This window comes from Rhizobium sp. R339, from assembly GCF_002211395.1.
Lineage (GTDB): Bacteria > Pseudomonadota > Alphaproteobacteria > Rhizobiales > Rhizobiaceae > Rhizobium.
On the sequence record NZ_LOKV01000023.1, the window covers coordinates 612,755 to 629,635 of the forward strand.

The 16,881-nt window shown below is 60.0% G+C and carries 19 protein-coding genes; all 19 read left to right on the forward strand.

What is annotated here, in order from left to right; translation table 11 throughout:
* Window positions 1–14 precede the first annotated feature (14 nt).
* The 19 genes from ATY76_RS22300 to ATY76_RS22390 all read left to right on the forward strand — a co-directional run bounded on the left by ATY76_RS22300 (window position 15) and on the right by ATY76_RS22390 (window position 16,613).
* Window positions 15–644 carry a hypothetical protein gene (locus ATY76_RS22300; RefSeq protein ID WP_088676857.1) on the forward strand — a complete coding sequence of 210 codons (630 nt, stop codon included), beginning with the start codon at window positions 15–17 and terminating at the stop codon, window positions 642–644.
* Window positions 641–1,957, forward strand: coding sequence for a MotB family protein (locus ATY76_RS22305; protein WP_088676858.1), 1,317 nt, complete (start codon window positions 641–643; stop codon window positions 1,955–1,957). The genes ATY76_RS22300 and ATY76_RS22305 overlap by 4 nt, the downstream gene beginning before the upstream one ends.
* A 10-nt stretch (window positions 1,958–1,967) precedes the next feature.
* Entirely contained in the window at window positions 1,968–3,257 is a 1,290-nt protein-coding gene (motC, locus tag ATY76_RS22310) for a chemotaxis protein MotC (RefSeq protein ID WP_088676859.1), read from the forward strand.
* Between the two features lies 1 nt (window position 3,258).
* A complete protein-coding gene (locus tag ATY76_RS22315) occupies window positions 3,259–4,719 on the forward strand; it encodes a flagellar hook-length control protein FliK (protein ID WP_088676860.1) in 1,461 nt (486 codons plus the stop codon).
* Window positions 4,640–5,224 carry a lytic transglycosylase domain-containing protein gene (locus ATY76_RS22320; protein WP_088676861.1) on the forward strand — a complete coding sequence of 195 codons (585 nt, stop codon included), beginning with the start codon at window positions 4,640–4,642 and terminating at the stop codon, window positions 5,222–5,224. The genes ATY76_RS22315 and ATY76_RS22320 overlap by 80 nt, the downstream gene beginning before the upstream one ends.
* Window positions 5,225–5,504: 280 nt before the next feature.
* On the forward strand, window positions 5,505–6,176 hold the full coding sequence (locus tag ATY76_RS22325; protein WP_088676862.1) for a winged helix-turn-helix domain-containing protein: 672 nt from the start codon (window positions 5,505–5,507) through the stop codon (window positions 6,174–6,176).
* Window positions 6,177–6,301: 125 nt separating this feature from the next.
* Window positions 6,302–7,600 carry a flagellar hook protein FlgE gene (locus ATY76_RS22330; protein WP_088676863.1) on the forward strand — a complete coding sequence of 433 codons (1,299 nt, stop codon included), beginning with the start codon at window positions 6,302–6,304 and terminating at the stop codon, window positions 7,598–7,600.
* Between the two features lie 18 nt (window positions 7,601–7,618).
* Entirely contained in the window at window positions 7,619–9,106 is a 1,488-nt protein-coding gene (flgK, locus tag ATY76_RS22335; RefSeq protein WP_088676864.1) for a flagellar hook-associated protein FlgK, read from the forward strand.
* 3 nt (window positions 9,107–9,109) lie between these two features.
* Window positions 9,110–10,156 carry a flagellar hook-associated family protein gene (locus ATY76_RS22340; RefSeq protein ID WP_088676865.1) on the forward strand — a complete coding sequence of 349 codons (1,047 nt, stop codon included), beginning with the start codon at window positions 9,110–9,112 and terminating at the stop codon, window positions 10,154–10,156.
* 36 nt (window positions 10,157–10,192) lie between these two features.
* The gene (gene flaF, locus ATY76_RS22345; RefSeq protein ID WP_088676866.1) at window positions 10,193–10,540 is read left to right on the forward strand and encodes a flagellar biosynthesis regulator FlaF; all 348 of its coding nucleotides are present in this window, start codon (window positions 10,193–10,195) and stop codon (window positions 10,538–10,540) included.
* Window positions 10,537–10,986, forward strand: a complete 450-nt coding sequence (gene flbT / locus ATY76_RS22350) for a flagellar biosynthesis repressor FlbT (RefSeq protein WP_012482697.1) — start codon at window positions 10,537–10,539, stop codon at window positions 10,984–10,986. The genes flaF and flbT overlap by 4 nt, the downstream gene beginning before the upstream one ends.
* A complete protein-coding gene (gene flgD, locus ATY76_RS22355; RefSeq protein WP_088676867.1) occupies window positions 10,977–11,408 on the forward strand; it encodes a flagellar hook assembly protein FlgD in 432 nt (143 codons plus the stop codon). The genes flbT and flgD overlap by 10 nt, the downstream gene beginning before the upstream one ends.
* 79 nt (window positions 11,409–11,487) lie before the next feature.
* Entirely contained in the window at window positions 11,488–11,754 is a 267-nt protein-coding gene (gene fliQ / locus ATY76_RS22360; protein WP_009992823.1) for a flagellar biosynthesis protein FliQ, read from the forward strand.
* Between the two features lie 90 nt (window positions 11,755–11,844).
* A complete protein-coding gene (gene flhA, locus ATY76_RS22365) occupies window positions 11,845–13,932 on the forward strand; it encodes a flagellar biosynthesis protein FlhA (RefSeq protein WP_088676868.1) in 2,088 nt (695 codons plus the stop codon).
* Window positions 13,929–14,681, forward strand: a complete 753-nt coding sequence (fliR, locus tag ATY76_RS22370) for a flagellar biosynthetic protein FliR (protein WP_088676869.1) — start codon at window positions 13,929–13,931, stop codon at window positions 14,679–14,681. The genes flhA and fliR overlap by 4 nt, the downstream gene beginning before the upstream one ends.
* A 7-nt stretch (window positions 14,682–14,688) precedes the next feature.
* Complete coding sequence (locus ATY76_RS22375) at window positions 14,689–15,102, forward strand: hypothetical protein (protein ID WP_088676870.1); 414 nt, start codon at window positions 14,689–14,691, stop codon at window positions 15,100–15,102.
* A 31-nt stretch (window positions 15,103–15,133) separates the two neighbouring features.
* A complete protein-coding gene (locus tag ATY76_RS22380; protein WP_088676871.1) occupies window positions 15,134–15,697 on the forward strand; it encodes a rod-binding protein in 564 nt (187 codons plus the stop codon).
* A gap of 11 nt (window positions 15,698–15,708) precedes the next feature.
* Complete coding sequence (locus tag ATY76_RS22385) at window positions 15,709–16,074, forward strand: hypothetical protein (protein ID WP_003570277.1); 366 nt, start codon at window positions 15,709–15,711, stop codon at window positions 16,072–16,074.
* Entirely contained in the window at window positions 16,074–16,613 is a 540-nt protein-coding gene (locus ATY76_RS22390) for a hypothetical protein (RefSeq protein WP_088676872.1), read from the forward strand. Before ATY76_RS22385 ends, ATY76_RS22390 begins: the two co-directional genes overlap by 1 nt.
* The last annotated feature ends 268 nt before the right edge of the window (window positions 16,614–16,881 follow it).

Consider the following 16,881-nt stretch of genomic DNA (forward strand, 5'->3'; position numbering starts at 1 on the left):
GCTGGATGGGTTTTATGAGCATTTCGCTTTCCCGGTATTTGAGGGATTTCGGTGAACCGGAATCGCCGGCGCCGGTCATCGACGTAGATGATTTCGCCGGCGCCGGTTTTCCTGAGATGCCGAGCGAGCCTGTCATCGACGTCGAGGCGGAGCGCCGCGAGGCCTATGCTGAAGGCCATGCCGCAGCGACCGCGGAATTGACGGAAAAGTACGAGCTCGAGGCGCGGGCGCTGGCCGAGTCCCACGCCCGCGAGCTCGAGGAACTGAAGCTTCGCTACGAAGTCGAGGCGGCGGCGGTGATTGCATCCCGTATCCGCGATATCGCCGAGGAAGTCGCCGAACTGGTCAGCGCCGGTGCTGCGGCGGCAATCGCGCCCGTGATGACCGACGCGCTCGCCGCCAGGGCTGCCGAGAACCTCGCCGCACTGCTGCGCGATGCGATCCTCGAAGGCGCAGCCGGACCGATCGTCGTCAGAGGGCCGACACGGCTTTTCGACAGGTTGAAGGCCGAGCTTGGCGAACACGCCACGGCGGTTCGCCACGTTGAGACCGACGATATCGATCTTGCCGTCGAAATCGGCGAATCCGTCATCGTCACCCGTATGTCCGCCTGGGCGGCCAGCTTGAAGAAAGTTCTCGAATGAGTGAAGGCGAAAACCACCACCACGGCAAGAACGAGATCATCATCGTCAAGAGGCATGGCGGCGGCGATCACGATGGCGCCCATGGCGGTGCGTGGAAAATTGCCTATGCCGATTTCATGACGGCGATGATGGCGTTCTTCCTGGTCATGTGGCTGGTTAACGCCGCCAACGAGGAGACCAAGGCCGCGGTTGCGACCTATTTCAACCCGATCAAGCTTGCCGACGAAAAGCCGACCGAAAAGGGCCTGAAGAAGCCCGTCAAAAATGACGAGGGCGAGGAGAAGCAAGAGAAGTCGAAGCAGAAGGAAGAAAACCCGACCGAGGGCAAGTCTGCCGCGGATGGTGACGACCAGACATCGACCTCAGGCGACCACACCAATTATTCGGAAGCCGACTTCTTCGAAAACCCCTATTCGGTTCTCGCCGAGATCGCGCAGGAAGTCGGCCAGCAGGCCAATGTCAGCGCCAAGGGCGATGGCGGCGCGGCTGATTCCGGCCCGGCCACCGGCGCTGATGGCGGCGAGGCCTATCGCGATCCCTTCGATCCGGATTTCTGGACGAAGCAGGTCGAGGTTACGACGGCAGGCAAGTCGCAGCCTCCCGGCAAGAGCGAGGAACAGCCGAGCGAAAGCGAACCGACCGAAATTGCCAAGGCCGAGAATGTGACGCCCGAGAATCTGAAGCCGATGCCGGTGCCGGAACAGAAACCGTCCAAGGACGCGAAGGGCGAGGTGCAGGCCCAGGATGGCAAGGGGGACGGCAAAACGCCCGACGAAAAGAAGACCGACGCGCAAAAGGACGCCGACCACCAGAAGGAGGCGGACAAGAGCGCGGCCGAAACCGAAGAGCAGCAAAAGGAAGAGGCAAGGCAGCTCCAGGAGCAGATCGCCCAGCAGATCGGCGGAGTTGCCGGTAAACTCGCAGAAGGCTTGACGGTGACGGCAGCCGAAGGCGGGCTTCTGGTGAGTATCTCCGACCAGACCGACGACTCGATGTTCAATATCGGCTCCGCGGTTCCGCGCCAGGAGATGGTGCTCGCCATGAGCAAGATCGGCGAGATCCTGAAGGAGAGGGGTGGCGCGGTGGCTATCCGCGGCCACACGGACGGGCGACAATATAAAGGTACCCAGAACGAGAACTGGCGGCTTTCAATGGACCGTGCACAGAGCGCCTACTACATGCTGGTGCGCGGCGGGCTCGACGAAAAGCGCATATCTCAGGTCTCCGGTTTCGCCGACCGCCGCCTGAAGGTGCCGGCTGAGCCGTTCGATGCGGCCAACCGCCGGATCGAGATTCTGGTGCAGGCGGATTAAGGAAAACAGGATGGCGCGTCGTCAGCATCGCACCTTCGGATTCGTGGCCCTCGGCCTGGCGATACTCTCGCCAGCCGTAAGCAATGCCGAGGATCCGGACGATCTTGCGCCGTACAAGATGCTGCGGTCGCTGCAGTTCGTGCAGGATTCCGTCGCTGCCGGCGATCATTCGGCCGGCGAAATGCAGCGTTTCATGCTGGGTACGATCGATCAGCGGCTGCGCACTGTCGATCCCTCGATCTTCGACGACGACCGCAACGTAGACGCCGCATTGATCTACGCGATGAGCGGCGGCAATCCGCAGACGCTCGAATATCTGATCGCCCACGACGTCAACGGCTATTTCGACAATCGTGTCACCGATGTCCTGCGCAAATATCTGAGCGGCAAGGGGCTCCTCGTTGCGAAGACGCTGGAGGAGACGTCCAGGGAATATCGCGACAAGAAGATCGGCCCTTATCTTGCGCTGATCGGCGGCAATGTGCTGATCGCGACAAAGCCGACGGAAGCGCTGGATCTTTACGATCAGGCGCGTCTCGCGGCGCCGGGCACGATCGTCGAGGAGGCAGCGTTGCGCCGCTCCGTCGCCATCTGCCTCGATAAGGGAATGGTCGACAGGGGAATGGCCTATTCGCAGCGTTATATCAGGCGCTTCCTGCATTCGCCCTATGCCGGTCAGTTCGCCGACCTCTTCGTCAAGCTCGTCGTCGGTCATGATCACGATGTGAAGCCGCAGGATGTTATCGACATTCTGTCGTTCATGGATGCTCCGCGCCAGCGCGAGGTTTATCTGCGCATCGCCCGCGCCGCGGCAATATCGGGCAAGCCGGAGCTGGCGCGTATGGCGGTGGAACGCGTGCAATCGCTTGGTGCGGGAACCGACAATGCTTTCGGCCCGCTCGCCGATTTCTATGGCGGCATGGCCGGCTTGCCGACGGACGATATCGACCGGGCGGCGAAAAATGTCAGCGGCATCGATGGCAATGCGCTCTCGCCCCGGGATCAGGCGCTGCAGGAGGCGGCGAGATCCGTCGCGGAGCAGATCCTGCGCGCGCCAGATCCGGCAAGCCTGACGCAAGCATCCGCCTCTAACGATGAGCATCAAGAAATCACTTCTGAAAAGGCTGCGGCTCTAGCTACGCAACCGGGGGCGCCAGGCGCGCATCCCGAGCCTGTTCCAGGAGGTGTGGCATCGACTGGCCAAAGCCAGGATACCGACCCCTCATTCAACGCATTTGTGACGACCAGTCGATCCAGGCTCGACGAGATCGACAGTCTTCTGGCGCAGGAAGGCAATTAACATGATGGATATGAGCGTTTCGGGCGGAGCCCCTGGTACGGAGACAGCCGCGGCCGCGAAATCCGCGCGCCAGGGCGGAAAGGCTGATGCCGCCGACCAGAAAAACGGGTTCTTCGATGCGCTTGCCAAGGCGAGCGGCGGCGCGGCCAATAGCGAGTCTGATGAGGCGCAGTCGGACGAGGGCGCGGTTGCCGAAGGTGCGGCGGAAAAGACGGCGCGGGCTATCCGCAGCCGCGGCGCAAAGCCGTTGATCGATCTCAGCGATGCCGCGCTGAAGGCGCAGGCGGAAGTGGAGCCGGGGAAAATCACCGATCTCGCAAATGCTGGAAAGGTCGCGGCAAAGCCTGCAAAGAACCAGGCAAAAATGCCGGCCGATCTCGCTTTCGGCACGCTCGATCCGAAAGACGCCGCTGCAGCCGATGTCGCCCAGGCAGCCAAAGGCGCCAAGCACGTGAAGGTCGAAGCGTCGGAAACGGATGCGGATAAGGAGAGCAGCGGTGACGACGACGGCGGTATTTCCGATGTCCTCGGCCTGTTGAAGCAGGAGCCTTCCGAAGGTGCTGCGGCTTTGCCGGCGGCAGTCGTTGCGCATCAGGCGTCGGCCAAGGCTGATGAGGTGGCTGCATCAGACAGGAAAATCGACGGTATCAACGCCAAGGCCGACGGCCACGCGACCGATGCACTGGCGGCCGTCAGCAGCGTCGAGAGTGGCAAGGCGGACGACGCCAGGCTTCCGGGAACGGAGAATGCCGACGCGGCCGATGGCAGGACGTTCAGGATCAGCCGCGCCGATGGCCGCGGCGTGTCGATGGATATGCACATCGGCGCGGACCAAGCAGGGCCGAAGGACGGGTCCAAAAAGGCCGATCTCGAAAATGTTTCGGTCCTCGAATCACGCCGCTATATCGGCTTGGCGCAGAATTCGAATTCTGCCGCCGTCACGGCCGCTCTCTCCGGCGATTCCGAATGGGCGCGAGCCATGCAGCCAAGCTCGGCCCTGTCCAACGCGGCGGAGTGGACGAGCACCGGCAAGGTGGTCAATACGCTGAAGATCCAGATGAACCCGATCGATCTCGGCCTGGTGACGGCGACCATGCGCCTGTCCGGCGACGCGCTGAACGTCGATCTTAAGGTCGAGACGGGCGCGGCTTACCGCCAACTGAAGGAAGATCACGGCAAGATTCTCGAAGCGCTGCGCAGCCAGGGTTACACGATCGAGAACGTGACGGTCAGCATGGCGCCCGTCGAGCGTGCCGATGCGGGCAACCAGGCAGGCAGCCAGGGCCAGGCCTCCCAGCAGCAGTCGCTTGCCCAGCAGGGGCAGGGCGGCGCGGCGCGAGAGCGCCAGAATCAGACGGCGCAGCGGACGGATGGAGGCTTCAATGGCGCAGGCGAGACCGGTATCGAAGACGTTTCTGCTGGCCGGCCTGGCAGCAGCGGCGCTGGCGGCGTTTACCTCTGAGGTATCAGCCTCCACCGGCGCCTGCGAACGCGAGATCCAGTCGGCGGCTGCCAAATACGGCATCCCGGAAGGCATTCTCTATTCGGTCGGCCTGACGGAGACCGGCCGCAAGGGGTCGCTCTATCCCTACGCCATGAATGTCGAGGGCAAGGCAATCTTTCCACCCTCCGAGCAGGATGCGATGAAGCAGTTCGATGTCGCCCGAAGGAGCGGCGCAAAGCTGATCGACATCGGCTGCATGCAGATCAACCATTATTATCATGGAGAGAATTTCGGCTCCGCCGAGGACATGTTCGACCCGCATCACAACGTGGAGTACGCGGCGAAATTCCTCCGCAACCTCCATGATCGGCACGAAACCTGGACGATGGCGGTAGCCCGATACCACGCCGGCCCCAACAATGACCCCGCCCAGAAGCGATATGTCTGTCGCGTCATCACCAATCTGGTCGCCACGGGGTACGGTAAGTGGACTCCCAATGCGAGTAACTTCTGCCAAAATTAATTCAATCAAAAATTGAAGCGGCATATTGTGACAAAACTGTGTCATAATATGGCAGGAATCCGGCACGAATCCCGTGCGCAAGTCATAATTAAGGGAGCGTTAACTTTTCCACGAAATTTTTGTGTGCATAAAATGGCCCCCCTACTAGATATAGATCAAATCGCCACCGGGATCTTAATCAATTATTAATTTCTGCCATTAACTTTAACGAGTTGTCGTCGATTCGTGCGATTCGTACCCATAGATCATCGAAGTGCCACACTGATTCGGAGGCGGACGAATGATCGTAGTGGTTGATGAGCGTGAGCTCGTAAAAGATGGATACACATCTCTGTTTGGCCGTGAGGGCATTCCCTCGACCGGCTTTGATCCTGCGGAATTCGGCGAGTGGGTACAGACCGCCGCGGATTCCGACATTGCGGCCGTCGAGGCCTTCCTGATCGGCCAGGGCCAGCGCAATCTGGAACTGCCCCGGGCAATCCGGGATCGATCGATGGCGCCGGTGATCGCGGTCAGCGATCAGCCGTCGCTCGAAAATACCCTTGCGCTTTTCGATTGCGGCGTTGACGACGTGGTGCGCAAGCCGGTTCATCCCCGTGAAATCCTCGCGAGGGCGGCTGCCATCCGGCGCCGGCTGAAGGCGATTGCCAACCACACCGATATCGGCGCGATCCGCGTCTTTTCGGATGGCCGTGATCCCGAGATCAACGGCGAGGTCTTCGCGCTTCCCCGGCGCGAGCGGCGCATCCTCGAATATTTGATCGCCAACCGCGGTCGCCGGGTCACCAAGACCCAGATCTTCAACGCCATCTACGGCATCTTCGACGAAGAGGTCGAGGAGAATGTCGTCGAAAGCCACATCTCGAAGCTGCGCAAGAAGCTGCGCAAGAAGCTCGGCGTCGATCCGGTCGATTCCAAGCGTTTCCTTGGTTACTGCATTGATTGGGCTTGATTTTTCAGCCGGATGGAAACGCCCGGCTGAAGTTGGATATTTGGCCTTGCTGTCCGCATAACAGACAGCTTCACGCAAGGCCCGCCAAATACTCTTGAGCTTAACAGGTAAAACGAGGTTTTCAGATGAGCATTTTCGGCAGCATGAAGACGGCAGTATCGGGGATGAACGCGCAGGCGAACCGCCTCAGCACCGTCGCCGACAACATCGCCAACGTTAACACGTCCGGCTACAAGGCCGTGTCGACGAGCTTCTCGTCGCTGGTTCTGCCCTCCTCGGGCGGCAACTACAATTCCGGCGGCGTTCAGACCTCGGTCCGCCAGGCCGTCTCCGACCAGGGCGATATTTCCTACACCACATCCACCACCGATCTTGCGATCTCGGGCGACGGCTTCTTCATCGTTCAGGGCGCCGACGGCACGCCGGTCCTGACTCGCGCCGGCGACTTCCAGAAGGACGACGAAGGCAACCTCGTCAATGCCGCCGGCTTCCAGCTGATGGGCTACTCCTACGATTCCGGCTCTCCCGCCGTCGTCGTCAACGGCTTCGACGGCCTCGTTCCCGTCAACGTCAACCAGGACGGCCTGACCGCCATTGCCTCGACATCAGGGGTGTTTAAGGGCAACCTCGATTCCAACGCAAAGGTCGCTCCGGTCGCTCCTGCGACGTTGCCGAGTGCCAACCTCGCCACGACGACGACCGACACCAAGAAGGTTTCGATGGTCGCCTATGACCGCCTCGGCAACAAGGTCATGTACGACTTCTACTTCACGAAGACCTCGGTTGTGACCCCGCCGCCGGCAACCCCCGCTACGGCTGCCACCTGGCAAGTTTCGATGTTCCGCAACGCCGACGCTGCGGTGGGCGGCACCACCTCCTTCCCCTACAGCACCGCCTCTGTCGGCACCGGAACGCTGAGCTTCGATGCTAATGGCAAGCTAACCGCCGGCGGCGCCGTTAACATCGTCGATCCGGTGACTGGGCAGACGATCGCCATGGATTTCTCCGGCTTCACACAGCTCGGCGCCGACTTCTCCGGCACTGGTACGCCGAACGGCCAGGCGGCGACACCGGTCAAGGACGTCACCATCGATGGCGACGGCATTGTCTATGCCAAGTATGAGGACGGCAGCACAAAGCCGCTCTATCGCATCCCGCTCGCCAACGTCGCCAGCCCCGACAAGCTGACGCTGATGAGCGGCAACGTCTACAGCGCCAACGGCCAGTCGGGCGTCACCGTCACCGGCTTCCCGCAGACCAACGGTCTCGGCACGATCAAATCGGGCGCCCTCGAAGGTTCGAACGTCGACCTCGCCGGCGAACTGACCGAAATGATCGAATCGCAGCGCAGCTATACCGCCAATTCCAAGGTGTTCCAGACGGGTTCCGACATCATGGACGTACTCGTCAACCTCAAGAGATAAGTAGGGTACTGGTAAGCCATGTCGCTCACGTCAGCACTTAACACCGCGCAGAGCATATTCAACAATACTGGCACTCAGAGCAGTGTCGTATCGAACAATATCTCGAATGCCGGCAACAAAGATTACGTGCGCCGGCAGGCGATGCTTACCACGTCCTTGAATGGCGCGCAGGTCGTCCAGATCAACCGTGCACAGGAAGATGCCCTGCTGCGCCAATATCTGAAGACCTCTTCTCAAGACAGCGCCCAGCAGACCCTGCTGGGTGGTCTCGAGGACTTGAAATCGATCATGGGCGGCAACGACTACGAAACGTCGCCGTCCACCTATCTCGGTGTTTTCCAGCAGAAGCTTCAGGCTTTCAGGACCTCGCCGGGCAGCACCGTCGCGGCCCAGGGCGCCATCACCGCTGCCCAGGACGTCGCCAACTCGCTGAACAACGCGTCGAAAGCCGTGCAGGACGTTCGCGCCACGGCCGATAAGCAGATCGGCACTGCGGTCGATACGCTGAACACGCTTCTCAGCCAGTTCGAGAAGGCCAACAATGCGGTGAAGACCGCCACGGCTTCCGGTGCGGATGCATCCGGCGCGCTTGACGAGCGCGAGAAGGTCCTCAAGCAGATTTCGCAGATCGTCGGCGTCAGCGCGACGACGCGCGAGAACAACGACATGGTGCTGAGCACCCCTGACGGGACAATCCTCTTCGAGACCATCCCGCGCAAGGTGACGTTCAAATCCCAGGATGTCTATACCGCCACGACCGTCGGCAATTCCGTCTATATCGATGGCGTCGCGCTGCCGCTCGGCAAGGGCTCGACGACGACGGGGCAGGGGAGCCTGCAGTCGCTCTTGCAGATCCGCGACGAGATCGCTCCCAATTTCCAGAAGCAGCTCGACGAAGTTGCCCGCGGCCTTGTTTCGCTCTTCAAGGAGCAGAACACGGCAGCGCCCCCGGCCTATGTGCCAGGACTTTTCACCTGGAGCGGCGGCACGGTTGATACCGGCGGCACGGCCGTCGCCGGCATGGCGGCGACCATCACAGTCAGCGCCCGGGTGATTACCTCGCAGGGCGGCGATCCGATGCGCCTGCGCGACGGCGGCGTCAACGCCACGGGCCTGGTCACGAACCCCACCCACGTCAGCGGCTACACAACTGAACTTGATCGCCTATATACCGCGATGAGCTCCGACATCGATTTCGATCCAGCAGCGGGAACGCCGGTCGGCTTCGATGCCACGACGGGCATCGATTCGAACGTCAGCATCATGGAATACGCCACGAATTCCCTGGGCTGGCTCGAGCAGTACCGCAGCAACGCCACGACGGCGGCGGAGAATACCTCGGCGGCGTTGTCGCGCTCCGATGAAGCTTATTCCAACGAGACCGGCGTCAATCTCGACGAAGAACTGACGCTGCTTCTCGACATCGAGCAGTCCTACAAGGCGGCGACGAAGATCCTGAACGCCGTCGACGAAATGTTGAAGTCATTGCTGGATATTGCGAGTTAAGCCATGAAGAGCTCATTTATTTCAAGTTCGGCCATTCAGAATGCGATGCGATTGACGATCCGTCAGGCGCAGAACCAGATGACCAAGGCGACGATGGAAGCAACGACGGGAGTCTATGCTGATATCGGTGTCTCGCTCGGCGGCAATGCCGCCAGGAGCGTGGACTTCAGCCGCGAGGTCGACAGGATAGACTCGATCAAGTCAAGCAATTCGCTTGTCACGGCGCGTATGGAATCCTCGCAGCTCGGTCTGTCGAAGATGAAGGACGTCGGCGACGGCCTGGTTTCGAAGCTGACTGCGCTCCAGGGCAGCCGCGATCCCGGCAGCATCACCGTCGCCATCCAGTCGGCGACCAGCGCGCTCTCCACCATGATGGATACGTCCAACACCATGGTGAACGGCGAATATCTGTTCTCCGGCATCAATACCGATGTGCAGCCGCTGACCGACAAGACGACGGCGACGAGCGCGGCGATCGTAACGGCGCTGAACACCTATGCCACCGGTCTCGGCAAGCCGGTCAACCAGCTGACCGGCGCTGAGATGCAGACCTTCATCACGACGCAGGTCGAGCCGATGTTCAGCGAGGCCAACTGGACTGACCCGACGACGGGCTGGTCGCAGGCGTCGAGCCAGAACATGACGAGCCGCATCAGCAACTCGGAAGTGATCGAATCCTCGACCAACGCCAATTCCGAAGGCATGCGCTACTTCGCGCTCGCCTCGGTCATGACTTCGGCGCTGCTTAGCCAGAACCTCAGCACCGATGCGATGAGCACGGTTTCCAAGCAGGCGATCAGCTACACGACGAAGGCGACCACAGGCCTGGTGACCCAGGCAAGTCAGCTCGGCCTTTCCCAGGAGCGCGTCAAGAAGTCCAACGATGCGCTCGATGCACAGTCGAACATCATCAAGAACAAGCTCGTGGATCTGCAGGGCGTTGATCCTTACGAAGCCTCGACCTTGGTCAAGACTTTGGAAACCCAGCTTGAAACCGCCTACACGATCGTCTCGAAGATACAGCAGTTGAGTCTAGTAAACTACCTTTGATGAGCAAAGGCGCGCAATATAAAGAAGGATGCATGAATGTATCAGTTCTCATATGCCGAAGTCATGCAAGACTCGGTGGCCGACGCGAAAGAGCGGGAATGGCAGGTTCTTGACCGGTCCATAGAACTGCTCTCGTTGGCGCGCGACAAGGAAAAATACGGGCGGGAAGCCATTGAAGCCCTGTTTTATACGCGACGCGTGTGGATCAGCTTCATCGAGGATCTGAAACATCCCGACAACCAGCTGGAGATCGAGCTCAGGGCCAACCTCATCTCGATCGCGATCTGGATCTTGAAGGAATGCGACAGGATCAGAAAACGTCTGACTAATAACTACCAGGGCATCATCGACGTTACCACCATCATCAGGGATGGACTTAAATGAAAAGTACACTTCGCATTTCTCTGAAAGCCGGAGAAAGAATCTTCATCAACGGCGCCGTCCTGCGTGTCGACCGCAAGGTCGCGCTGGAATTCCTGAATGATGTGACGTTCCTTCTCGAAAACCACGTCCTGCAGCCGGAAGGCGCCACGACGCCGTTGCGCCAGCTTTACTTCATCGCGCAGATGATCCTCATCAATCCCGAGGGCAAGGACCACTCGACGGCAATGTTCCGCAAGTCGATCACCATGCTGCTCACCTGCTTCAAGAACGAGGAAATCCTCGCCGAGCTGAAGCGCATCGACGCGCTCGTCTCGACCGGCCGCGCCTTCGATGCGTTGAAGGCGATCCGCGGTCTCTACGCCATCGAAGACAACATTCTCAACAACCACGAACTGCCGCCGACGATGGTCGAGCAGATCCGCAGGGAGATCGCACCATGGCGGTAGATGCAACGTCGAACGTGAACAGCACGAGTTCGACGACGAATACCACGAGTTCGGCTCAGAAAAAGGCGACGCTGAACTACGACAACTTCCTTCAGCTGCTCATCGCGCAGATGAAGAACCAGGATCCGACTGATCCGATGGACGCCAGCGAGCAGATGTCGCAGCTTGCAAGCTTCTCGCAGGTCGAGCAGACGATCCAGACCAACAGCAAGTTGGACACGCTTCTGGCGAGCTCGAGCCTCACTCAGGCGAGCAGCTATGTCGGCAAGTACATGGAAAGCGCCGATGGCACCGTCAAGGGCGTCATCGATTCCGTCAAGGTTTATTCCGACGGCATCATTGCGACGACCACCAATGGCGGTAAGATACTCGTGCAGGCGGGAATCACCATTGCCGACGAGGCGCCGAGCAGCAGCTCGTGATTCGACGCGCCTGTTGATGCCAACCAACGCGGCCCGGCAATGGCGGGGCCGTTTCAAGGCGATATGAGGTTGCCTTCCGATGAATGAAGCTGATGCATTGGATCTGTTTCAGGCCGCGATCTGGACCGTGCTGATCGCCGCTGGTCCCGCGGTCATCGCTGCGATGGTGGTGGGTCTCGTCATTGCGTTGATCCAGGCGCTGACCCAGGTGCAGGAAGCGACGCTGACCTTTGTGCCGAAGATCGTCGCCGTGCTCATCACCGTCGGTGTTACCGCTCCCTTCGTCGGCTCGCAGATCTCGATTTTCACCAATCTCGTCTTTTCGCGCATTCAATCGGGTTTCTGAGCCACCTTCGCGCAAGCTTCGCCATTTAATTCTCGATCCGAATTGGGCGAACTTCATGTTCGCCTCCTCTCATGAAGAGACGGAATCGTCATGGCGCAACCACCCGCACTCCCCCTTCCGAAAGTCGCCCCGAGCCTGCGCGATGTCGGTTTTGCCCTCGGCATCATCGTCATCATCTGCATTCTCTTCCTGCCGATCCCGCCCTTCCTGATCGATATGGGACTGGCCTTCTCGATCGCCTTCTCAGTGCTGATCCTGATGGTCGCGTTGTGGATCCAGAAGCCGCTCGATTTCTCGTCCTTTCCGACCATTCTGCTGATCGCGACGATGACCCGGCTGGCGCTGAACATCGCCACGACACGCGTCATCCTGTCCCACGGCAACGAGGGCCACGATGCGGCGGGTGGCGTCATCGCCGGTTTTGCAAGCCTTGTCATGTCCGGCGACTTCGTCATCGGTCTGATCGTCTTCCTGATTCTCATCACCATCAACTTCATCGTCATCACCAAGGGCGCCACGCGTATCGCCGAAGTCGGCGCGCGCTTCACTCTCGATGCCATTCCTGGCAAGCAGATGTCGATCGACGCCGATCTCTCGGCCGGCATCATCGACGAGAAGGAAGCCCAGCGCCGGCGCAGGGAGCTCGAAGAGGAAAGCTCCTTCTTTGGTGCGATGGACGGTGCGTCGAAGTTCGTGCGCGGCGATGCCGTCGCCGGCCTCATCATCACCGCCATCAACGTCTTCGGCGGCATCATCATCGGCTATTTCCGCCACGGCATGCCGATCGGCGAAGCGGCCGATGTTTTCGTCAAGCTCTCTGTCGGCGACGGCCTCGTCTCGCAGATGCCGGCCCTCATCGTCTCGCTCGCAGCCGGCCTTCTCGTCTCCCGCGGCGGCACCACCGGCTCCACCGACCAGGCGGTCGTCAACCAGTTGAGCGGCTATCCGCGCGCGCTCTCGGTCTCGGCCGTGCTGATGTTCGTTCTGGCCCTGATGCCGGGCCTGCCGTTCGTCCCCTTCGTCGTTCTCGGCAGTCTCCTCGCCTTCGGCGCCTGGTTCATCCCGCGCCAGGTCGAGGCTGAAAACAAGCTGCGCCGCGAACAGGAGGAGAAAAAGGTCGTACAGAGCAAGGAGCTGGAAAAGGACTCGGTCAAATCGGTGCTGCGCACCTCCGAGATCGAACTCGCGCTCGGCAAGATGGTTTCGACCCGCCTGCTCGGCGCCCATCAGGAACTCGCCTTCCGTGTCGGCAAGATGCGCAAGAAGTTCGCCACGCAATACGGCTTCGTGGTGCCCGAGATCAAGGTCACCGACGACATCGGCATCGCCGAGAAGTCCTACCAGATCCGCATTCACGGCACGACGGTGGCATCGAACCTGCTGCGCGTCGGCGAAGTTCTCGTTGTCACAGGCGCCGGCCGCCGGCCGAGCATTCCGGGCGACGAAATTCGCGAACCCGCTTTCGGCATGCCTGCCGTCTCGATCCTCGAAAACTTCGCCGACGATCTGAAACGCGAAGGCTTCCAGCCGATCGACAACGTCTCGGTCGTGCTGACCCATATGAGCGAGGTCATACGCAACAACCTGCCGCAGCTCCTGTCCTATAAGGACGTCAAGGTGCTGATCGATCGCCTCGATCCCGAATACAAGAAGCTTGCTGACGAAATCTGCTCGTCGCACATGTCTTATTCCGGCCTGCAGGCGGTGCTGAAGCTGCTGCTTGCCGAACGGGTCTCGATCCGCAATCTGCATCTCATTCTCGAAGCGGTGGCCGAGCTCGCCCCGCATGTCAGGAAGACCGAGCAGATCGTCGAGCACGTCCGTATCCGCATGGCCCAGCAGCTTTGCGGCGATCTCGCCGACAACGGCGTGCTGCGCGTGCTGAGGCTCGGCAGCAAGTGGGATCTCGCTTTCCATCAGGCACTGAAGCGCGACGCCAAGGGCGAGGTGATCGAATTCGACATCGATCCCCGCAGCCTGGAAGAGTTCAGCGAGCAGGCCACCAAAGTTATCCGTGAGTTCATGGATCGCGGCCTGCCATTCGCACTTGTCACGTCGCCCGAAACACGCTCCTATGTGCGCATGATCATCGAACGGCTGTTCGCTACGCTGCCGGTCCTGTCGCATGTCGAGCTGGCCAAGGGCATCGAGATAAAGATTTTGGGCTCTATTTCATGATAACAGACCCGCAAGGGACCGTTCTCGCGCTGTTTCTGGTTTTCTGCCGGATCGGCGGCTGTGTCCTGGCTCTTCCGGGTTTTTCCTCGGCGCGCGTGCCCGAACAGCTGCGCGTCTTCATTGCGGGCGCTCTCTCGATCGCCGTCATGCCGTTGCTCTGGGACACGGTCTACCCGGCAATCCACACGGGGGCGGGGACCTATATCGGCCTGATCTTCAGCGAGACGCTGATCGGCGTGATGTACGGCATGCTGGCGAGGATCTACACGCTCGGCATGCAGTTTGCCGCCTCCATCATCGCCATGATGGTCGGCTATACCCAGCCGGGTTCCGCCGACATCATCGAAGACACGCCGGAGACCAGCCTCTCGGCTTTCATCACCTTTGCCGGCATAATGATTCTCTTCATCATGGATTTTCATCACATCGTCTTCCGCGCGCTGATCGATTCCTACACGACCATGCCGTTCGGCGGCCTGATGCAGATGCGCGCGACGTTGATCTCCTTCACCGACACTTTGGAACAGACGACCTACATCATGCTGCGGCTGTCGAGCCCCTTCCTGATCTACGGCCTGATCTTCAACGTCTCGATCGGCTTCATCAACAAGCTGGCGCCGCAGATCCCGGTCTATTTCATTTCCACGCCCTATTTGTTGATGGGCGGGCTCTTCCTGTTTTATGTCTCGGTCGCAGCGCTGGTCAGCCAGTTCGGCCAGGCCTTTGATTCGATCTATATCGGGCGATGAGGCTGATATGATCGAGAGGAGCCGCTCCCAGAAACTCAAGCGTCTGCTGTCGGTACAGCGGCATATCGAGAGGATGGCGGAGAACGACCTGGCCGAAACCAGCCGCCAGCGCGTCGAGGTCAATGCCGCGATGGACGATGTCATCGTCGCTCTCGGTTCGATGGACCCGGTCCACCACGCGTTCTCGCAGAATTATGCCGACCGATTCGGCAGGCTCACCATCAAGGATCAGCAGCTGACCGGCATGCAGCAGGTCCATGAGATGCGGCTGACCCGCGAGCGCGCCAAGGGCGATCGTCTGGAAGAAGGCATGAAAGAGGCGCTGGAGGTCGAGCGCCGCGAGGCCGACGACAATGCCGTCTACGATGTGATCGATCAGCAATTCGCAACGCCAGCCTCCAGCAAGCTTCAAAAACCATAGTCGTTACGATCTTAATTTAGAGGATTGTAACGTGGCTATTTCGCCCCCCAGTGATCTGGTCCTGGACGTTGTCAAAGCTGCCGACCCCATGGAGGTTCAGGTGGCCCAGGAAAAATTGAAGGCAAACCGCGCGGCCTTTGCCGCCACGAGCCTCGCCGAGAATGGCAAGGGCTTTTCCAATACGGTCGACGTTCTCGACCATATCGGCCAGAAGAGCGGTCTCTCCAACATCCAGAATCGCACCAAGACCGAGGAAGTTCCGGAAAGCTACCGGAAGTTCGAGGCCATGGTTCTGCAGAATTTCGTCAAGTCCATGCTGCCGAGCGAGAGCGAAGACGTCTACGGCAAGGGCGCGACCGGCGACATCTGGAAGGGCATGATGGCCGAACAGCTCGGCAACACCATGGCCAAGGGTGACGGCATCGGCATCGCCAAGCAGATGTACGGCGAACTCTTGCGCCGGCAGGAAGGCAAGATCGTCAACGCTTCAACCGATAACGACGACCGCAACACCGCGCTCGGCATGATCGACGACTTCCAGCGCAAGACCTTTGGCACGCCGACCGCCGAAGCCAAGAACGCAAGCGACGCATAACCGAGGGTACAATGGAAATAGTTTCGAACGAATACAGGATCAAATCCGTTCTCGGACGCCTCGAAATGATCATCGACAATGAGAACACCCGGATCGGCAGCGACCCGCAGTTCGATCTCAAGGTCTCCAATGCGCACAAGAGCCGTTGCCTCTATGAGCTGTCGATGCTTTTCCGCGACACCGATCCGGCCGAGCTCGCCGCCGCCCATCTCGATCAGCTGCACGGCCTGAAGAAGAAGCTGGTTCTCAATGCCCGCCGTGTCGAGGCGCATCTCGAAGCGGTTCGCGCCGTGGCCGACCTCCTGAAGAATGCGGTTCAGGATGCCGATGCCGACGGCACCTATTCCCAGGAACAATTCGCCGCGCGTGGAAACTGATGATCAAGCTCGTCCTCACCGGTGTCTGGGTTTGCGCCATTACCTTGGCTTCCGTTTATTTTTCGGTGTACCTGGCGACCGCGCCGGCGCCCGTGGCAACGGATTCCAAGCAAAGCGCGCTCGAGCTGGTCAAGGGTGAGACGATCACGGTTCCGATCATCAGCGACGGTGCGGTCACCGGTTATTTCCTCGGCCGCGTTTCCTTCATGATGAACAAGGAAATGCTGAAAGGCGTGACGCTGCCGCTGACCGAGATGACGACGGACGAGCTTTTCAGCCTGCTCGTCGGCAACAAGATGGTCGATATCGCCCACGTCAAATCCTTCGATCCGCAGGCCTTCCGTGAGGAGATCAAGAAGGGCATGAACGAGCGCCTCGGTGGCGAGTATGTCGCCGAAGTGATGCTTGAGCAGCTCGACTATCTCTCCAAGGAGGACGTCAAGCAGGGTGCCGCCGGCAAACCGTCGAAAGTAGGCAGTCCCGTCAAGATCGTCGAGGCCGCGCCCGCCGCGGAAGCGCCGGCACCAGCCGCGCATTGAGACCTCATCGATGATCCATGAAAAACGGCGCCGGAGGGCGCCGTTTTGCGTTGGGGCGTGTGGTTAATAAACCACTTATGCGAGCATGGAAATCCGAAGAATTTTCCTAAGGGTTGTTTGAAACCGTCCTGTTATACCAAGCATCACAGCTTGGTCTGCGCTGCCTTCCTTCAATCAGGGGCGACGCCCTCCCGGCGTGACGCGACCGGTCCTTTCGAGACCTCCGGTGCGGAAGTATGGGCTTGTTTTCCGGGATATCGGGCGCATG